General features: G+C 72.3%; 14 protein-coding genes and 1 pseudogene. 7 read left to right on the forward strand and 8 right to left on the reverse strand.

The genetic code is table 11. The annotated features are described in order from the left end of the window. Positions 1-66 precede the first annotated feature (66 nt). Complete coding sequence (gene katG / locus ACWCV3_RS21300) at positions 67-2307, reverse strand: catalase/peroxidase HPI (RefSeq protein ID WP_451226313.1); 2241 nt, start codon at positions 2305-2307, stop codon at positions 67-69. Positions 2308-2343: 36 nt separating this feature from the next. Further along, positions 2344-2784, reverse strand: coding sequence for a Fur family transcriptional regulator (locus ACWCV3_RS21305; protein WP_451226316.1), 441 nt, complete (start codon positions 2782-2784; stop codon positions 2344-2346). A 298-nt stretch (positions 2785-3082) separates the two neighbouring features. Here ACWCV3_RS21305 and ACWCV3_RS21310 point away from each other — a divergent pair, with 298 nt between their 5' ends. Next, positions 3083-4243: an acyltransferase family protein gene (locus ACWCV3_RS21310; protein ID WP_451226318.1), complete on the forward strand. Its 1161-nt coding sequence runs from the start codon at positions 3083-3085 to the stop codon at positions 4241-4243. A 57-nt stretch (positions 4244-4300) separates the two neighbouring features. On the opposite strand, the gene ACWCV3_RS21315 is transcribed toward ACWCV3_RS21310, so the two are convergent. From ACWCV3_RS21315 to ACWCV3_RS21330, 4 genes and pseudogenes are all read right to left on the reverse strand, one after another. Further along, positions 4301-4537, reverse strand: coding sequence for a chaplin (locus ACWCV3_RS21315; RefSeq protein WP_451226321.1), 237 nt, complete (start codon positions 4535-4537; stop codon positions 4301-4303). Positions 4538-4840: 303 nt separating this feature from the next. Beyond that, positions 4841-4981, reverse strand: coding sequence for a hypothetical protein (locus ACWCV3_RS21320; RefSeq protein WP_451226324.1), 141 nt, complete (start codon positions 4979-4981; stop codon positions 4841-4843). Next, a pseudogene (locus ACWCV3_RS21325) lies at positions 4978-5244 on the reverse strand (discoidin domain-containing protein); the annotation flags it as partial. The gene ACWCV3_RS21320 and the pseudogene ACWCV3_RS21325, both read right to left, overlap by 4 nt. A gap of 269 nt (positions 5245-5513) precedes the next feature. After that, positions 5514-6605 (reverse strand): GNAT family N-acetyltransferase, encoded by a 1092-nt coding sequence (locus tag ACWCV3_RS21330; protein WP_451226326.1) that lies wholly within the window; start codon positions 6603-6605, stop codon positions 5514-5516. Between the two features lie 288 nt (positions 6606-6893). Between ACWCV3_RS21330 and ACWCV3_RS21335 the strand changes: the two genes are divergently transcribed. From ACWCV3_RS21335 to ACWCV3_RS21345, 3 genes are all read left to right on the forward strand, one after another. Next, positions 6894-8120: a carbohydrate-binding protein gene (locus tag ACWCV3_RS21335; RefSeq protein ID WP_451226329.1), complete on the forward strand. Its 1227-nt coding sequence runs from the start codon at positions 6894-6896 to the stop codon at positions 8118-8120. 63 nt (positions 8121-8183) lie between these two features. Continuing rightward, a complete protein-coding gene (locus ACWCV3_RS21340) occupies positions 8184-8516 on the forward strand; it encodes a hypothetical protein (RefSeq protein ID WP_451226331.1) in 333 nt (110 codons plus the stop codon). Positions 8517-8607: 91 nt separating this feature from the next. Next, positions 8608-9057, forward strand: coding sequence for a hypothetical protein (locus ACWCV3_RS21345; protein ID WP_451226334.1), 450 nt, complete (start codon positions 8608-8610; stop codon positions 9055-9057). Positions 9058-9117: 60 nt separating this feature from the next. Here the strand turns inward: ACWCV3_RS21345 and ACWCV3_RS21350 are convergent, their stop codons facing one another. Both ACWCV3_RS21350 and ACWCV3_RS21355 read right to left on the reverse strand, forming a co-directional pair. Beyond that, positions 9118-12492 (reverse strand): pyruvate carboxylase, encoded by a 3375-nt coding sequence (locus ACWCV3_RS21350; RefSeq protein ID WP_451226336.1) that lies wholly within the window; start codon positions 12490-12492, stop codon positions 9118-9120. A gap of 76 nt (positions 12493-12568) precedes the next feature. Next, a complete protein-coding gene (locus ACWCV3_RS21355) occupies positions 12569-13390 on the reverse strand; it encodes a hypothetical protein (RefSeq protein ID WP_451226339.1) in 822 nt (273 codons plus the stop codon). A gap of 314 nt (positions 13391-13704) precedes the next feature. Between ACWCV3_RS21355 and ACWCV3_RS21360 the strand changes: the two genes are divergently transcribed. Genes ACWCV3_RS21360 through ACWCV3_RS21370 form a run of 3 tightly spaced genes read left to right on the forward strand, consistent with a single transcriptional unit; the run spans position 13705 to position 15967 of the window. Continuing rightward, complete coding sequence (locus ACWCV3_RS21360) at positions 13705-15219, forward strand: ATP-binding protein (protein ID WP_451226342.1); 1515 nt, start codon at positions 13705-13707, stop codon at positions 15217-15219. Continuing rightward, positions 15216-15623, forward strand: coding sequence for a roadblock/LC7 domain-containing protein (locus ACWCV3_RS21365; RefSeq protein WP_451226344.1), 408 nt, complete (start codon positions 15216-15218; stop codon positions 15621-15623). Before ACWCV3_RS21360 ends, ACWCV3_RS21365 begins: the two co-directional genes overlap by 4 nt. Continuing rightward, on the forward strand, positions 15620-15967 hold the full coding sequence (locus ACWCV3_RS21370) for a DUF742 domain-containing protein (protein ID WP_451226347.1): 348 nt from the start codon (positions 15620-15622) through the stop codon (positions 15965-15967). Before ACWCV3_RS21365 ends, ACWCV3_RS21370 begins: the two co-directional genes overlap by 4 nt. The last annotated feature ends 2 nt before the right edge of the window (positions 15968-15969 follow it).

A 15969-nucleotide genomic window follows, 5' to 3' on the forward strand; every position in this document is an offset into this window, starting at 1 on the left:
GGGGGCGGGGCGGGGGCGCCGCCCCCGCCCCGCGGGCCCGCCCCCCCGCCCCCGGGGTGCTGCGACTCAGGCGAGGTCGAAGCGGCCCAGGTTCATCACCTTGTGCCACGCGGCGGCGAAGTCCTGCACGAACTTCTCCTTGGCGTCGTCGGAGGCGTACACCTCGGCGACGGCGCGCAGCTCGGCGTTGGAGCCGAAGACCAGGTCCGCACGGGTACCGGTCCACCGCACCGCGCCGGTGGAGGCGTCGCGGCCCTCGAAGGTGGACTGGTCCTCGGAGGTGGAGCTCCACGTGGTGCCGAGGTCGAGCAGGTTGACGAACCAGTCGTTCGTCAGCACGCCCGGCGTCTCGGTGAGGACACCGAGGTCGGAGTCCTGGTAGTTGGCGCCGAGGACCCGCAGACCGCCGATGAGGACGGTCAGTTCCGGGGAGCTGAGGGTCAGCAGGTTGGCTCGGTCGACCAGCGCGTACTCGGCGCGGCCGGGGTTGCTGCCCTTGCCGGCGTAGTTGCGGAAGCCGTCGGCCACGGGCTCGAGCGCCTCGAACGACTCCGCGTCGGTCTGCTCCTGGCTCGCGTCCACGCGGCCCGGCGTGAAGGGCACGTCGACCGGGAAGCCGCCGTCCTTCGCGGCCTTCTCCACCGCGGCGTCGCCGCCGAGCACGATCAGGTCGGCCAGGGACACGTGCTTGGCACCGGCGGAGGCGTTGAACTCCTCCTGGATGCCTTCGAGGGTGCGCAGCACCAGGGCGAGCCGGTCCGGCTCGTTGACCTCCCAGCCGCGCTGCGGCTCCAGACGGACGCGGGCGCCGTCGGCACCACCGCGCTTGTCACTGCCGCGGAAGGTGGACGCGGACGCCCACGCGGCACTGACGAGCTGCGACACGGTGAGACCGGAGTCGAGGATCTTGCGCTTGAGCGCGTCGGCGTCGGCCGCGTCGATCGGCTCGCCGACCGGCTGCGGCAGCGGGTCCTGCCAGAGCAGCGTCTCCTCGGGGACCTCGGGGCCGAGCAGCAGCGACTTCGGGCCCATGTCGCGGTGGGTCAGCTTGTACCAGGCGCGGGCGAAGGCGTCCGCGAATTCCTCGGGGTTCTCGTAGAACCTGCGGGAGATCGGCTCGTAGACCGGGTCGAAGCGCAGCGACAGGTCCGTCGTGAGCATGTTCGGCGCGATCTTCTTGTCCGGGTCGAAGGCGCTGGGCACGGTGCCGTCGCCGGCCCCGTCCTTCGGCTTCCACTGCTGGGCGCCGGCCGGGCTCTCGGTCAGCTCCCATTCGTAGCCGAAGAGGGTGGCGAAGTAGTTGACGTCCCAGGTGACCGGGGTGGAGTTCCAGGTGACCTCCAGACCCGAGGTGATGGCGTCGGGGCCCTTGCCGGTGCCGTGGCTGGACTTCCAGCCGAAGCCCTGCTGCTCCATCGGGGCGTCCATCGGGTCGGGGCCGACGTCGCTCGACGGGCCCGCCCCGTGGGTCTTGCCGAAGGTGTGGCCGCCCGCGATCAGGGCGACGGTCTCCTCGTCGTTCATCGCCATACGGGCGAAGGTCTCGCGGATGTCGCGGGCCGCGGCGACCGGGTCCGGGTTGCCGTTGGGGCCCTCCGGGTTGACGTAGATCAGGCCCATCTGGACGGCCGCGAGGGGCTTGTCCAGCTCACGGTCGCCGGTGTAGCGCTCGTCGCCGAGCCAGGTGGTCTCCGGACCCCAGTACACGTCGGCGTCGGGCTCCCACGCGTCCACCCGGCCGCCGCCGAAACCGAAGGTCTTGAAGCCCATGGTCTCCAGCGCGACGTTGCCCGCGAGGATCATGAGGTCGGCCCAGGAGATGTTCTTGCCGTACTTCTTCTTCACCGGCCAGAGCAGTCGACGGGCCTTGTCCAGGTTGACGTTGTCCGGCCAGCTGTTGAGCGGGGCGAAGCGCTGCTGGCCGCTGCCGCCACCGCCGCGGCCGTCGAAGGTGCGGTAGGTACCGGCGCTGTGCCAGGCCATGCGGATGATGAACGGGCCGTAGTGGCCGAAGTCGGCGGGCCACCAGTCCTGGGACGTGGTGAGCACCTCGGCCAGGTCACGCTTCACGGCCGGCAGGTCGAGGCTGAGGAAGGCTTCGGCGTAGTCGAACTCCTCGCCCAGCGGGTTGGCCACGGGCGGGTTCTTGGCAAGGATCTTCAGGTTGAGCTGCTTGGGCCACCAGCGGTCGTTCCCGCTGCCCAGGGCCGGGTGCAGGGAACTGGCGCCGGCACCGTGCGCGACGGGGCAGCCGCCGGTCTCCTCGGGCTTCGGGTCGGTGACGATCGCGTCTTCGTTGTGAGGCATGTCGATCCTTCCGGAAAAGGTGCGGGACAAGCGGCGCTAGGTGCTGCGGCCGGTGGAGCAGTCGGAGCAGACGCCCCAGTACACGACCTCGGCCTCGTCGATGGCGAAGCCCCGGTCGTCGGAGGCGGTCAGGCAGGGCGCGTGGCCCACCGCGCAGTCGACGTCGGCGACGGCACCGCACGACCGGCACACGGCGTGGTGGTGGTTGTCGCCGACGCGCCCCTCGAACAGCGCGGCGCTGCCGGGCGGCTCGATACGGCGCACGAGCCCCGCCGCGGTGAGCGCGTGCAGGGCTTCGTAGACGGCTTGTACGGAGATGTGGCCGACTCGCTCGCGGACCTGGGTGGCGATCGTCTCGACACCGAGATGGTCGCCCGCGCGGACGGTATCCAGCAGCGCGACACGGGCCGCCGTGACGCGGAGACCGGCACCGCGCAGGTCCGCGGCGGCGGTGGTCGGAGGCTGGGATGCGGTCATGGGGAAACCCTAGCGCCTTAAACACGAACCATTCAAGAAAACGAGCTGTACAAGTTTTCACTTCACCCGGTCACCGGCCGATACCGGTATGTATCGGACGAACCGGGGTCCGATGTGGTGGTTCCCCGCCAGGGCGGCACTCACTCGTCCGGGTGCTCCGGGCCCGCCATCCGTGGCAGGGCGGGAGCTCTCTCGTTCGGCAGCCGTGTGATGTTTCCGGCATGACGTGAATGTCGGTGCACCGGAGGGCAGCAGTCCCCTTCATGCCCCACGCGAACCTCCAGCGGCAGGTGATCGGATGACCACGGCGACGACCCGGACGCCCCGGACGCCGCCCGCACGGCCCGACGCGGCCGGTGCCCCCGGCCCACCGGACGGCGTCAGACCCTCGCTGCCCTCGCTGACCGGGCTGCGCTGGGTGGCGGCCCTGCTGGTGTTCGGACTCCACATCAACAACTTCGGCTACCTCGGTGGCCAGGCCGGGCGCCTGGTCTCCTGGGCGTTCACCCCCGGCGGCACAGGCGTGTCGTTCTTCTTCGTCCTGTCCGGATTCGTACTGACCTGGTCGGCCCGGCCCGGCGACCGGGCGCCGGGCTTCTGGCGGCGGCGGATCGCCCGGGTCTACCCGGTCCACCTGGCCACCGCCCTCCTCGCGGTCGCCATCGCCTTCGCCATGGGCAGGCCGGCCCTCCCGACCTGGAAGCAGACCCTGGCGAACATGTCGCTGGTCCACTCGTGGTGGCAGCCCTGGTGGCAGACGCTCAACCCGGTGAGCTGGTCGCTGGCCTGCGAAGCGTTCTTCTACGCGCTCTTCCCGGCTCTCTTCTGGCTGCTGCGCAGGCTGAACGCGCGCGGCACCCTGGTCCTCGGCGGATTCGCGGCCATGGTCGCACTGGTCCTCGCCTGGGCTGACGCCCATCACTGGCTGGACCAGCCGATGTACTCGCTGCCGCTGGCCCGGCTGCCGGAGTTCGTGCTCGGCACGGTCACCGCGCGGCTGGTGCTGCTCGACCGCTGGCGCGGGCCCGGCCCGGAGGGCTCGCTCGCCCTGGCCATCCTCGGCTACTTCCTCGTCCCCCAGGTGGCGCCCGGTTACGCGGCCACGTCCTGCACCCTGGCCGGGTTCACCCTGCTGATCCCGGCGGCGGCCGTGGCCGACCTGCGCGGACTGCCCACGCTGTGGCGGGGACGCCGGCTGGTGCGGCTCGGGGAGCTGTCGTTCGCGTTCTACATGGTGCATCTGCTGGTGCTGCGCGCGGGCATCTCCGTCCTGGGCGACAGGCCGCGCTTCGGCGCCGCGGCCGGGATCGGGGTGACCGCGGCCGCGTTCGCGATCTCGCTCGCGCTGTCCTGGGCGCTGTTCGAGGGCGTGGAGCGCCCGGTGCGGCGCCTGCTGCTGCGCGGCGGCCGGACGGAGGAACGGCCCGATGCCCGGAAGGAGCCGGTCGCGGCCGACTGACCCGCCGCAGCCGGGTGCCGGCCCCCGCGGAGAGGGACCGGCACCCGTCCCACCCTGTCAGGAGTTGGCGCAGATGTTGCCGAACGCGGGGTTCAGCAGGCCCACGACGTCGATCGTGTTGCCGCACAGGTTGACCGGCACGTCCACCGGGACCTGGATGACGTTGCCCGAGGCGACGCCGGGGCTGTTGGCGGCGGCGCCGGTGGTCGGGTCCGGGTCGGCCGCCTGGGCCGCCGTGGCACCGAAGAGGGCGAAGGCGCCCGCGAGAACGGCCGTTGCAGCGATCTTGCGCATACGCATGAGCTTGCCTCACTGAATCGAGGGTGGGGACCCCTCCATCAGAGCGTCGGCCCGGCCGCAACGCCCCCCGTGCTACTCCGTTCGAGCGGCGGCCCCCGGTCCGGGGGTCGTCCGAGACGGGAGCGGGAGGCTCCCGGTGGGTGAAGTCGGCCCAGCCGACCAGGAGTTGACCTGGACGGCAGACCGCTCGGACGCCTGACCGGGCCGGGGGCCGTGCACGGAGGGCCGCGCGGCCCTCCGTGCACGCCACCCTAGGCGCGCCTCGTCGAGCCCGCCTTCCGGGCCCCCGCCTCCCCGCTACCGGAACTGAGTGATCTTGGACGGAACGGTGTCCGACCCCGAGGTGAGCGCCCCGGTGCTGTTGACGACGTGGGCGTACTGGCCCTTGCCGCCGAGCGAGATCACCAGGATGTCGTGCAGCTTGACCCCGGAGTTCACCGGGACCTGGAAGCCGTGCGCCTGGACGACAGCGAGTAGCCGCAGGCGGTGCCCCGCGCGGTCCCGTACACGCGGACGTACCGGCCGGACCCGCTCACCGCGTAGGAGGCGGTGCCGCCCGTGCCGCCGGCGACCGTCCTGAGCGTGGTCCAGTCGGTTTCCTCGGTCGAGCTCTGGACCTGGAAGTCCAGGTCCTGCACCGAGCCGAGGTCGACGCGGAGCCGCTGTGGGTCGGCGAAGGCGCTGGACCAGCGGGTACCCGTGCCGCCGTCGAAGGCGGCGGACGCCGGGGTGCCGGCGCTCTCGGCGGACGAGGCGGAGGCGGGACCCGCCCTGCGCGGCGTCGGCGGTGCCGCAGCCGGCGCGGGCGGCGTCCGTCGCCGCGAGGGCCGGGGGTTGGAGGGCGAGCAGTGCTGCCGTGGCGGCGAGCGCTGTCCCCAGGGAGCTCAGTCCCATTGCGGCTCCCTGCGACCGCGGGACCGGGGAAACCGGCCCTGCTCGGTTCATGTCCCGACGGTCCCGCCCGGCGAGATCAGCGGACCGGCCGCCCCTGGGTGCGCAGCCGGCCGACCGTCTTCAGGAACCGATCGGCAGGAGAACGCAGTTGAGGGTGGGCCAGCACGGTGTTGCGCAGCCCGCGCACCGGCCGGCGCCACACCCGATGGGCCACGGAGACGGGATGCGGGCGGGACGCGAAGCCCTCCCCGACCCTGAGTTCGCGCGTCTTGAGCCAGTCCTTGTACTCCTTGTCGCCCCGCCCGAGGTCGACCAGGGTGACCCCGCCGCGGGCGGCGCCCTCGGCCGTGCGCAGGTGCATCATCAGCCCTGGCGAGTAGTAGTGCAGTTCGGGGTCGTAGGCGGTGAACCAGGCGGCCAGCACGGTGCTGGAGCGCGGCCCGAAGTGTGCGGCGACCGGGCGGTCACCCGCGTACAGCACGGAGAGCACGCCGGTGAAGTGCTCCTCGCGGACGTGGAAGAGGTGGTTCACCAGGTCCACGATCCAGGGACGGGAGAAGCGGTCCATCCGGCCGGTGCGGCGGTACTGGGCCGACTTCCAGCGCATGAGGGTGCGCAGCACCTGCGGGTCGCGCTCGTCGAAGACGAAGCGCACCTCACCCGCGTCCCGGCCGAGCCGGCGTTCCTTCTTCAGGGTCGTCCTGGCGAGCCCCGGATAGGTGGCGCGCAGCCACTCCGCGTAGGTGCCGTCGCCGGGCTTCACGTCGATGACCGGCGAGGCGAAGGTGCCGGTCAGGTGCGGGGCGAACGGACGCTGCTCCTGAACGAGATGGTCGAACTCGAAGATGCTGAGCCCGCAGGCGCGCAGCAGTTCGGCCGCGTCCCAGGTGACACCGGGGCGGTGCACGAGCGCCTGGCAGTCGGAGAGCCCGAGCCCGACGGCCCGCCCCGTACCCAACGGCCCCCGCTCGTACGGCAGGAAGCCGACCGGCTCGCCGCCCTCACGCAGCACCGCGATCCGGACGCCGCCGCGATGGCGGCCGACTCCGAGGGCGAACTCCGGCGCGAGGAAGGGGTTGGCGTACTCGGGTGACTCGTCCATCGCCCGGTGCCAGGCCCCGCGCAGCGCGGAGGTCAGTTCGCCGGGTCTGTGAATGGTGATCTCCACCGTGCTTGGCCCCGCCCTTCATGTGATCGCTCCCCCTCGCGCACCGCCGCTCAAACGTGGCGAAACAGTGCGCGCAGCGTCCAGGGTGCCCCAGAGGGCGGACGGTCCGCCACGGTTCCGCGCAGATCGACGGGTTCCGCAAGTCCCCTGCACAGACGGGACATTCACTTGCCACCGGGCAAAGAGACGGTTTGGTCCAGTCCAAAGGCGTGTATTGGACTAGACCAAGCCGGGTGCCGTCCAGGAGTCTGGCACCATCCCCTCCCCCACCCCCTCTGGAGGCTCGCAGTGAGACGACTTCGGGCATGTCTGGGCGCGGCGGCCGCCGTCACGCTGGCCGCGGCCGGTACGACGGCACTGGTCACGGGCAGCGCGTCCGGCGCCACGAGTGCGCTCGACAACCGCTGGTACGCGGCGGCCCCGTACCTGATGCCGACGGACAACGACCCGCCGAACGCGGCCGCCGTCATGGACGCGACCGGTCTCAAGGCGTTCCAGCTGGCGTTCGTGCTGGCACCCGACGGCGGCGGATGCTCGCCCACCTGGGGCGGCACCTCTCCGGTCTCCTCGGACACCGCCGTGCAGTCCGTGATCAACACCATCCGGTCCAAGGGCGGTGACGTCTCCGTCTCGATCGGCGGGTACGGCGGCACCAAGCTGGGCCAGACCTGCGCCGACCCGGCGGCCACGGCGGCGGCCTACCAGCAGGTCATCACCAAGTACGGCCTGCACGCGATCGACTTCGACCTGGAGGAGCCGGAATACGAGAACACGGCGGCGGTCCACAACGAGATCGGCGCGGCCAGGATCCTCCAGCGGAACAACCCCGGCCTGTACGTCTCGGTCACCACGGCCGGCACCGCGGACGGCACCGGCTGGTTCGGCAAGCAGATGCTGCTGGAGGCGAAGTCCCAGGGCTTCACCCCGAACAACTTCTCCATCATGCCGTTCGACGGCGGCTTCGACGGCGCGGCGAGCCAGACCAGCGCACTGGCCGGCTTCAACGGCGTCCTGCGCTCCACCTTCGGCTGGGACGAGGCCACGGCGTACGCGCACGAAGGCTTCTCCGGGATGAACGGCCGCAGCGACACCGGGGAGTACTTCTCCCAGGCAGACTTCCAGACGGTGCTGGACTTCGCCACCGGCCACCACATGGACCGCTTCACCTTCTGGAGCCTGAACCGGGACCGCCAGTGCACTCCGGCGGACAACGGCGGCCGTACTTCCGGGACTTGCTCCAGTGTGGCGCAGAACGCCTGGGACTTCGCCAAGTTCTCGGTGAAGTTCGCCGGCGCCACTCCGCCGAACCCGACCCCCACACCCACCCCGACCCCGACCCCGACGATCACTGACCCCGGCGGCTCCTGCAGGTCCGCGTGGAGTTCCTCGGCGGTGTACGTCAGCGGGGACGAGGTGTCCTACAACCACCGCAACTGGAAGGCCAGGTGGTGGACCCAGAACGAGGCACCGAACGGCTCCGGCTGGGGCCCGTGGCAGGACGAGGGCTCCTGCTGACCGCGCGGCCCCTTGCCCGGCCTGGCACGGGCCGTCGGCTTCACTGATCATCGACGCCCAAGGGTGCGTTCGGATTTCAACGCGCTGAACGCATCCGGGCTGCGGGAGGCCCTCCATGTGACCGTCCCCAGGCTTCTCACGGCCGCGGCAGGGATCCTCGCCCTCGGCGGCACCGCGCGGGCGGCAGATCGTACGTGGCGCCCGGAGGCGGCCTCGGCCTCCCGGTCCGGCAGCTCCAGGAAGCCGGTCGGCTCCCCCGCCGCGAGCTCCTCCGCCCGGCCGCGCGGCGCGAGCGGCTACCAGGACACCTACGGCGGTATCGCCCTGGGCGACGAGGACTGCTCCTCCTGCGGGGCCTGGGTGGCGTCCCGCGGGCCGACCTTCCGGCACGTGTGACCCGTGCTCCCACCTGCGCGAGTGGTGCATCCGGTCGAACGGTCGTAGCGTCGGCACACGGTCGGACACAGCACGACAGGTGGGAGCGACCATGCGCGGATCACTGGTGGGAACGACGGTCACCCTGGCTGCTGGAGCGCTGCTCACCGCGGCGATGACGACGGCGTCGGCCAACCCGCCGACGGCCCCCGTGCCGCACCGGACCGCACCCGTGCTCGTGGACTGCCAGTTCAAGAAGACCGTGCGCCCCGCGGACTTCATCCTGGCCTGCGGCGACGGCAACAGTCGGCTCAGCGGGCTCACCTGGGTGAAGTGGGACTCGAGGTCGGCGGTGGCCGAGGGCATGAACATGGTCAACGACTGCGACCCGTACTGCGCCAAGGGCGTCTTCCGCTCGTACCGTGTGACCGTGCGCCTCGACCGCCCGGCCGCGTGGAAGAAGCACCCGGACGTCAAGCGCTACACCCGCATGAGCGTCACGTACGACGACGCCCGTCCGAAGGGCTTCACGCAGACCATGGTCTACCCGCTCTGGGGCTGATCCGGCCGGTACGGCGTCAGCTCCGGCCCGCGAGTGGGGCCGGAGCCGAGGCCGGGCGGCTCAGACCAGCTCGACCAGCAGGTCCCCGCCCTCGACCTGCTGGATGCGGTTGATCGCCAGCCGGGACACCCGGCCCGCCTCGGGCGCGGTGATCGTCGCCTCCATCTTCATCGCCTCGATCGTGGCCACCGTCTCCCCGGCCGCCACCTCGGTGCCCTCCTCCACCGCGAGCGTCACCACACCGGCGAACGGCGCCGCGACATGGCCGGGCTTGGAGCGGTCGGCCTTCTCCGTCGCAGGTACGTCGGTGGCCGCCGAGCGGTCGCGGACCTGGATCGGCCGGAGCTGGCCGTTGAGGGTCGACATCACCGTGCGCATACCGCGCTCGTCCGCCTCGCCGACCGCCTGCAGCTCGATCAGCAGCCGCACGCCGGGCTCCAGGTCGACCGCGTACTCCTTGGCCGGGCGCAGGCCGTAGAAGAACGACTTGCTGTCCAGGACACCGGTGTCGCCGTAGGTCTGCCGGTGGGTCTCGAACTCACCGGTCGGGCCGGGGAACAGCAGCCGGTTCAGCGTGGGCCTCGGGTCCTTCTCCAGCCCTTCGCGGTCATCGGCGGACAGCTCCCGCACCGGCTTGGCCTCGGCGCGGCCGCGCAGCGCCTTGGTGCGGAACGGCTCCGGCCAGCCCCCGGGCGGGGTGCCCAGTTCGCCCCGGAGGAAGCCGATCACCGAGTCCGGGATGTCGAACCGGTCCGGGTCGGCCTCGAAGTCCTCCGGCGCGACGCCCGCGCCGACCAGGTGCAGGGCGAGGTCGCCGACCACCTTGGAGGACGGGGTGACCTTGACCAGGCGGCCCAGGATGCGGTCGGCGGCCGCGTACATCGCCTCGATCTCCTCGAAGCGGTCACCGAGGCCGAGCGCGACGGCCTGGGTGCGCAGGTTGGAGAGCTGGCCGCCGGGGATCTCGTGGTGGTAGACGCGGCCGGTCGGGGAGGCGAGACCCGCCTCGAAGGGCGCGTAGACCTTGCGCACGCCCTCCCAGTACGGCTCCAGTTCCTCGACCGCGTGCAGGCTGAGGCCGGTGGGGCGCTCGGAGTGGTCGGTGGCGGCGACCAGGGCGGAGAGCGAGGGCTGGGAGGTCGTCCCGGCCATCGAGGCGACCGCGCCGTCCACCGCGTCGACGCCCGCCTGGATCGCGGCCAGGTAGGTGGCGAGCTGGCCGCCGGCCGTGTCGTGGGTGTGCAGATGCACCGGCAGCCCGAACTCGCCGCGCAGCGCGGTGACCAGCTTCGCGGCGGCGGGCGCGCGCAGCAGGCCGGCCATGTCCTTGACGGCGAGGACATGGGCTCCGGCCTCGACGATCCGCTCGGCCAGCCTCAGGTAGTAGTCGAGCGTGTAGAGCCGCTCGGCGGGGTCGCTGAGGTCTGCGGTGTAGCAGAGCGCGACCTCGGCGACGGCCGTGCCGGTCTCCCGCACGGCGTCGATGGCGGGACGCATCTGGTCGACGTCGTTCAGCGCGTCGAAGATGCGGAAGATGTCGACACCGGTGGCGGCGGCCTCGCGTACGAAGGCGTCGGTGACCTCGGTGGGGTACGGGGTGTAGCCGACGGTGTTGCGGCCGCGCAGCAGCATCTGCAGGCAGATGTTGGGCACCGCCTCGCGGAGCGCGGCCAGCCGCTCCCACGGGTCCTCGGCGAGGAAGCGCAGCGCCACGTCGTAGGTGGCTCCGCCCCAGCACTCCAGGGAGAGCAGTTCGGGAAGGGTGCGGGCGACGACGGGGGCGACCGCGAGCAGGTCCTTGGTGCGCACGCGGGTGGCCAGCAGGGACTGGTGGGCGTCGCGGAAGGTGGTGTCGGTGACGCCGAGCGCCGGGGACTCCCGCAGGTCGCGGGCGAAGCCCTCGGGGCCGAGGCGGACGAGGCGCTGCCGGGAGCCCGCGGGGGGCTCGCCCGCCGGGAGCGCGGGCAGCTTGGTGACCGGGTCGAGCAGCTCGGGGCGCTCGCCGTGCGGCTTGTTGACGGTGACGTCGGCCAGGAAGGTGAGCAGCTTGGTTCCGCGGTCGGCCGAGTGACGGGACGTCAGCAGGTGCGGGCGCTCCTCGATGAACGAGGTGGTGACGCGTCCGGCGCGGAAGTCGGGGTCGTCCAGCACTGCCTGCAGGAAGGGGATGTTGGTGGCCACGCCCCGGATGCGGAACTCGGCGACCGCGCGCCTCGCGCGGCCCACCGCGGCCTGGAAGTCCCGTCCACGACAGGTGAGTTTGACCAGCATGGAGTCGAAGTGGGCGCTGATCTCGGTGCCGGCGTGGGTGGTTCCGCCGTCGAGCCGGATACCGGAGCCGCCGGGCGAGCGGTACGCGCTGATCAGACCGGTGTCCGGGCGGAAGCCGTTGGCGGGGTCCTCGGTGGTGATCCTGCACTGCAGGGCGGCGCCGCGCAGGGTGATCCGGTCCTGGGACAGCCCGAGGCCGGCCAGGGTCTCCCCGGCGGCGATGCGCATCTGGGCCTGGACGAGGTCGACGTCGGTGACCTCCTCGGTGACCGTGTGCTCGACCTGGATGCGGGGGTTCATCTCGATGAAGACGTGGTTGCCGTCTCCGTCGAGGAGGAACTCGACGGTGCCGGCGTTGCGGTAGCCGATCTCGCGGGCGAAGCGCACGGCGTCGGCGCAGATCCGGTCCCGCAGTTCGGGGTCGAGGTTGGGGGCGGGCGCCAGCTCGATGACCTTCTGGTGGCGGCGCTGGAGCGAGCAGTCGCGCTCGTAGAGGTGGATCACCTCGCCCTCGCCGTCGGCGAGGATCTGCACCTCGATGTGGCGGGGGTCGACCACGGCCTTCTCCAGGAAGACGGTCGGGTCACCGAAGGCGGAGGCCGCCTCGCGCGAGGCGGCCTCGATGGACTCGCGGAGCTGGGCGGGTTCCTCGACCCGGCGCATGCCCCGGCCGCCGCCGCCCGCGACCGCCTTCACGAAGACGGGGAAGCCGATCTCGTCGGCGGCACGCACCAGTTCGTCCACGTCGTTGGAGGGCGCGGACGAACCGAGCACGGGTACCCCGGCCGCGCGGGCGGCGGCGACCGCGCTGGCCTTGTTGCCGGTGAGTTCCAGGGTGTCGGCGCTGGGTCCGACGAAGGTGATCCCGGCCTCCTCGCAGGCGCGGGCGAGGCCGGGGTTCTCCGAGAGGAAGCCGTAGCCGGGGTACACGGCGTCGGCGCCGGCGCGGCGGGCGGCGGTCACGATCTCGTCGACGGAGAGATAGGCGCGGACGGGGTGCCCGGGCGCGCCGATCTCGTACGCCTCGTCGGCCTTGAGCCGGTGCAGCGAGTTGCGGTCCTCGTGGGGGAAGACGGCCACCGTGCGCGCACCGAGTTCGTAGCCCGCCCGGAACGCGCGGATGGCGATCTCTCCGCGGTTGGCTACCAGCACCTTGCGGAACATCTGGGATTCCCTTCAGCCTGCCGGCGACGAACACCATGGTGTCAGCCACGCACTGCCCCCGTACTCCGCGGAAACACTAGGGGGTGCGCGCTCCGGCGGAGGTGCGAAAACCATCACATTGACGTGCGCACGTCGGTTCGGTGGGGAGGACGTCCGGGGCGCGGGCGTCCGCGGCGGGGAGCGCGGGCGTGAGGGGGTCCGGGAAGACCGGTGCGCGGCGGGAAGTGCGGGCGTACGGCAGGCGGAGGCGGCGGCCGCGCAGCAGGGCGAGGACGATCGCGGCGGACACGGCGACGAGGTGCTCGCGCCCCGCGAGGTTGGGTACGGCGATGGACTCCCAGACCATCGATCCGCCTGTCAGGGTGAAAACCACGGGGGCGCGGCGGACCACGGCCAGATAGGTGAACAGCCCCACGACGGCCGCCGAGGGGCCGGTGTCGAGGACGGCTCCGTACTCGGCGGGCAGGCCGATCCCCCACCGGCCGGGGCCCAGCTCGATCATCAGGCGGGCCGTGAGGGTGCCGGCCAGGGTGGCCACGTAGGCGATGGCCAGGGTCCGGGCGCGGCCGAGGACCAGTTCGGCGAGGGCGAAGGCCAGGAACAACTGGGTGATGCCCGCCCACACCGGCAGGTCGAGCGCGGGGACGTACAGCGAGACGGGGGTGCGGAGCAGGGAGAGCCAGAGGGGGAGGTCGGCGGTGACGCCGCCGAGCCGGCGGACCCAGGTCGCGCCGGCGGGGTGCTGGGCCAGGTCGTGGAAGAGGATGACGCCGAAGGCGGCCACGAAGGCCAGGAGGAGCCCGGACAGCCCGCGGTGCGCGAGGCGGCGTAAGGGGTCCGCCACGATGGCGCGCCATTCGCCGCACAGGGTGCGGCCGGCGAACCGCGCCGCGCGCACGGGGAGGCTCCATGCCCCCGGTTCCCCCGCCACGTGCCGCTCTCCCTTCGCCGCCACCCCGCCGGGGCATGCCGTCACAGTCCAGCGGGCCGGGAACCGGGCGTCAAGATCTACGGCTTCGGTGGATACGCCGCCGTCGCCCTGTTCACGGCCAACGACCTGATTTGAAAGTCCACTTCATGGAAGGCCGCTGCTTTCATTCCCTTTTGATCATCAACTCTCGTATAGTGACCGCCGGTTCACCCAAGACGCCGTTTCTTGTCGCTTCTCGTCTCCCGACCACCCCCGATTTCCGCGAGGACCAGACCGGACCGATGACCGCGCCCCTGCCGCCCGGCGACCGCCCAGACCTCCGTACGCCCGCCCTCGCCCTGGCCGCGACCGTCGTCCTGTCGGCGCTCGCGCTCGGCGCGGCCGTGGCGGTGGCCCCGCGTCCGGCGCGCGAGGCGCTGTTGTGGGCCGGGGTTCCGGCGGCGGTCGCGCTCTGTGTCGCGGTGACCGTGGCCGTCCACGCGCGGGGCACCGCCCGGCGGTCTCGGCGGCGCCTTGCGAGCGCGCTGGCCGATGTGGAGCGACTGGAGCGGCAGCGGACCTCGGCGGCCGAGGACACACGCCGGGAGCAGCAGCGGCTGATCGACGAACTGGCCTCCCAGCGGGCCGAGTTCAGCACCGAGCAGAACCGTCTTGAGGAAGAGGGCGCGCGCGAGGCCGACCGGCTGCGCCGCGAGTTGCTGCGGCTCTCGGGCGAACTGGAGAAGGCCCGGCGGGAGCGGGCGACGGCCGTCTCGGCCACCTCGAACACGGCGGGCCGGATGCAGGCGCTGGCCACGGCGACCCTGGCCGACCTGCGGGCGATGGAGGAGCGGCACAGCGACGAGGACGTCCTCGCCGACCTGCTGCACCTGGACCACCGCACCGCGCAGGCGGGCCGGCTGGCGGACTCCATCGCCGTGCTGACGGGAGCGCGCTCGGGACGGCGCTGGGCCCGGCCCATCGCGATGGAGTCCGTCCTGCGCGGCGCCATGGGCCGGATCGGCGGCTACCGCCGGGTGCGGGTGCACTCCGTCAGCGAGATCGCCGTCGCCGGTCACGCGGCCGAGGGCGTGATGCACGCGCTGGCCGAACTCCTCGACAACGCAACGAACTTCTCGCCGCCCACCGCCGAGGTGCACGTCTACGTGGAGGAGGTCCCGGCCGGGGTCATCGTCTCCGTGGAGGACAGCGGTCTGGTGATGGGCGACGTCCAGTTGCGGCGGGCGGAGAAGGCGGTGACCGGTGACGTGTCCGGGCTGGGCGGTCTGACCGGTACCCGGTTGGGGCTCGCGGTGGTCGGCAGGCTGGCCCGCAAGTACGGACTGAAGGTGTCGTTCCGGCCCTCGGCACGCGGCGGCACCGGTGTGCTGATGCTCGTACCGCAGGAGATCCTCACAAGCCCGGCGCCCACGGCCCCGGCCGCCTCCCCCGCGCCGCAGCCCGAACGACCCGTGTCCCCGCCCGCTCCCGTGCGCGAGGCCCCCGCACCGCCCGCCGAGGAGGTGGGCGGTCTGCCCAGGCGCCGTCGCGGACGGACCCTGGCCGAGGCCGAACGGTCCCGGTCGGCCTCGCGGGACACCACCGGACGGCCCGCCCCCGGACCCGACGAGGCCAGGGTCCGCGCCGCCCGCTTCAGCAGCTTCCGCGACGCCGTGCGCCCCGGAACGGCCCCCGGGGCCGTGGCGCCGCACACCCGAACCGGTGAAGCGCGCACGGACGGCCCGGCCGACACCCCCGCTGTCTCCCGTCCCCCCACGCAACCGCACACGCACCCGGAAGGCGACACCACTTCATGACCGGCCCGACCACCGCGGACGACACGCTCACCTGGCTCCTCGAGAGCCTGCTGGAGAAGACCCCGGGCGCCCGGCACGCGCTCGTCCTCTCCCGCGACGGCCTCAAGCTGTGCCGCACCCCGGAGTTGTCCGTCGACCAGGCGGACCAGCTCGCCGCCATCGCCGCCGGCATCCAGTCGCTGTCGCACGGGGCGTCCGTGGAGTTCGGCGACGGCAGCGGCGGCGTCCGCTCGGCGATGGCCGAGTTCTACGGCGGTGTGCTGTTCATCGTCGAGGCCGGCGAGGGCGCCCACCTGGCCGTCGTGACCGGCGAGGAGGCCGACCCGGGCGTGGTCGGCCACACGATGAGCGAACTGGTGGAGCAGCTCGGCGAACACCTGACCGCGCCGCCCCGCTCCTCATGAGCCGTCCGGGCAGGGACGACGCTCCCGACCGTCTCTACACCATCACGCGGGGACAGATCGGGACCGGCGCCGGCAGCACGCTGGACCTGGTCACGCTGATCGTCGCCGAGTCGGCGGCGGCCGCCGGCATGCAGTCCGAGCACGTGGCCGTCCTGCGGCTGACCAGGTTCCCCACCTCGGTGGTGGAGATCGCCGCCGAGCTGCGCCTGCCCGTCAGCATCACCAAGGTGCTGCTGTCCGACCTGCTGGCCACCGGCCATGTCAGCGCACGTCACCCGCGCCGCCCCGCCATCACCGACCCCGACATCCTGGAGCAGGTGCTCGTTGGACTCCGCAACCTCTGACG

The sequence above is a fragment of the Streptomyces sp. NPDC001781 genome, from assembly GCF_053596035.1.

Bases quoted from the DNA above. Each gene is read 5' to 3' on its own strand.
- katG (WP_451226313.1), bottom strand. From the start codon at position 2,307: ATGCCTCACAACGAAGACGCGATCGTCACCGACCCGAAGCCCGAGGAG.
- ACWCV3_RS21305 (WP_451226316.1), bottom strand. From the start codon at position 2,784: ATGACCGCATCCCAGCCTCCGACCACCGCCGCCGCGGACCTGCGCGGT.
- ACWCV3_RS21310 (WP_451226318.1), top strand. From the start codon at position 3,083: ATGACCACGGCGACGACCCGGACGCCCCGGACGCCGCCCGCACGGCCC.
- ACWCV3_RS21315 (WP_451226321.1), bottom strand. From the start codon at position 4,537: ATGCGCAAGATCGCTGCAACGGCCGTTCTCGCGGGCGCCTTCGCCCTC.
- ACWCV3_RS21345 (WP_451226334.1), top strand. From the start codon at position 8,608: ATGCGCGGATCACTGGTGGGAACGACGGTCACCCTGGCTGCTGGAGCG.
- ACWCV3_RS21350 (WP_451226336.1), bottom strand. From the start codon at position 12,492: ATGTTCCGCAAGGTGCTGGTAGCCAACCGCGGAGAGATCGCCATCCGC.
- ACWCV3_RS21360 (WP_451226342.1), top strand. From the start codon at position 13,705: ATGACCGCGCCCCTGCCGCCCGGCGACCGCCCAGACCTCCGTACGCCC.
- ACWCV3_RS21365 (WP_451226344.1), top strand. From the start codon at position 15,216: ATGACCGGCCCGACCACCGCGGACGACACGCTCACCTGGCTCCTCGAG.
- ACWCV3_RS21370 (WP_451226347.1), top strand. From the start codon at position 15,620: ATGAGCCGTCCGGGCAGGGACGACGCTCCCGACCGTCTCTACACCATC.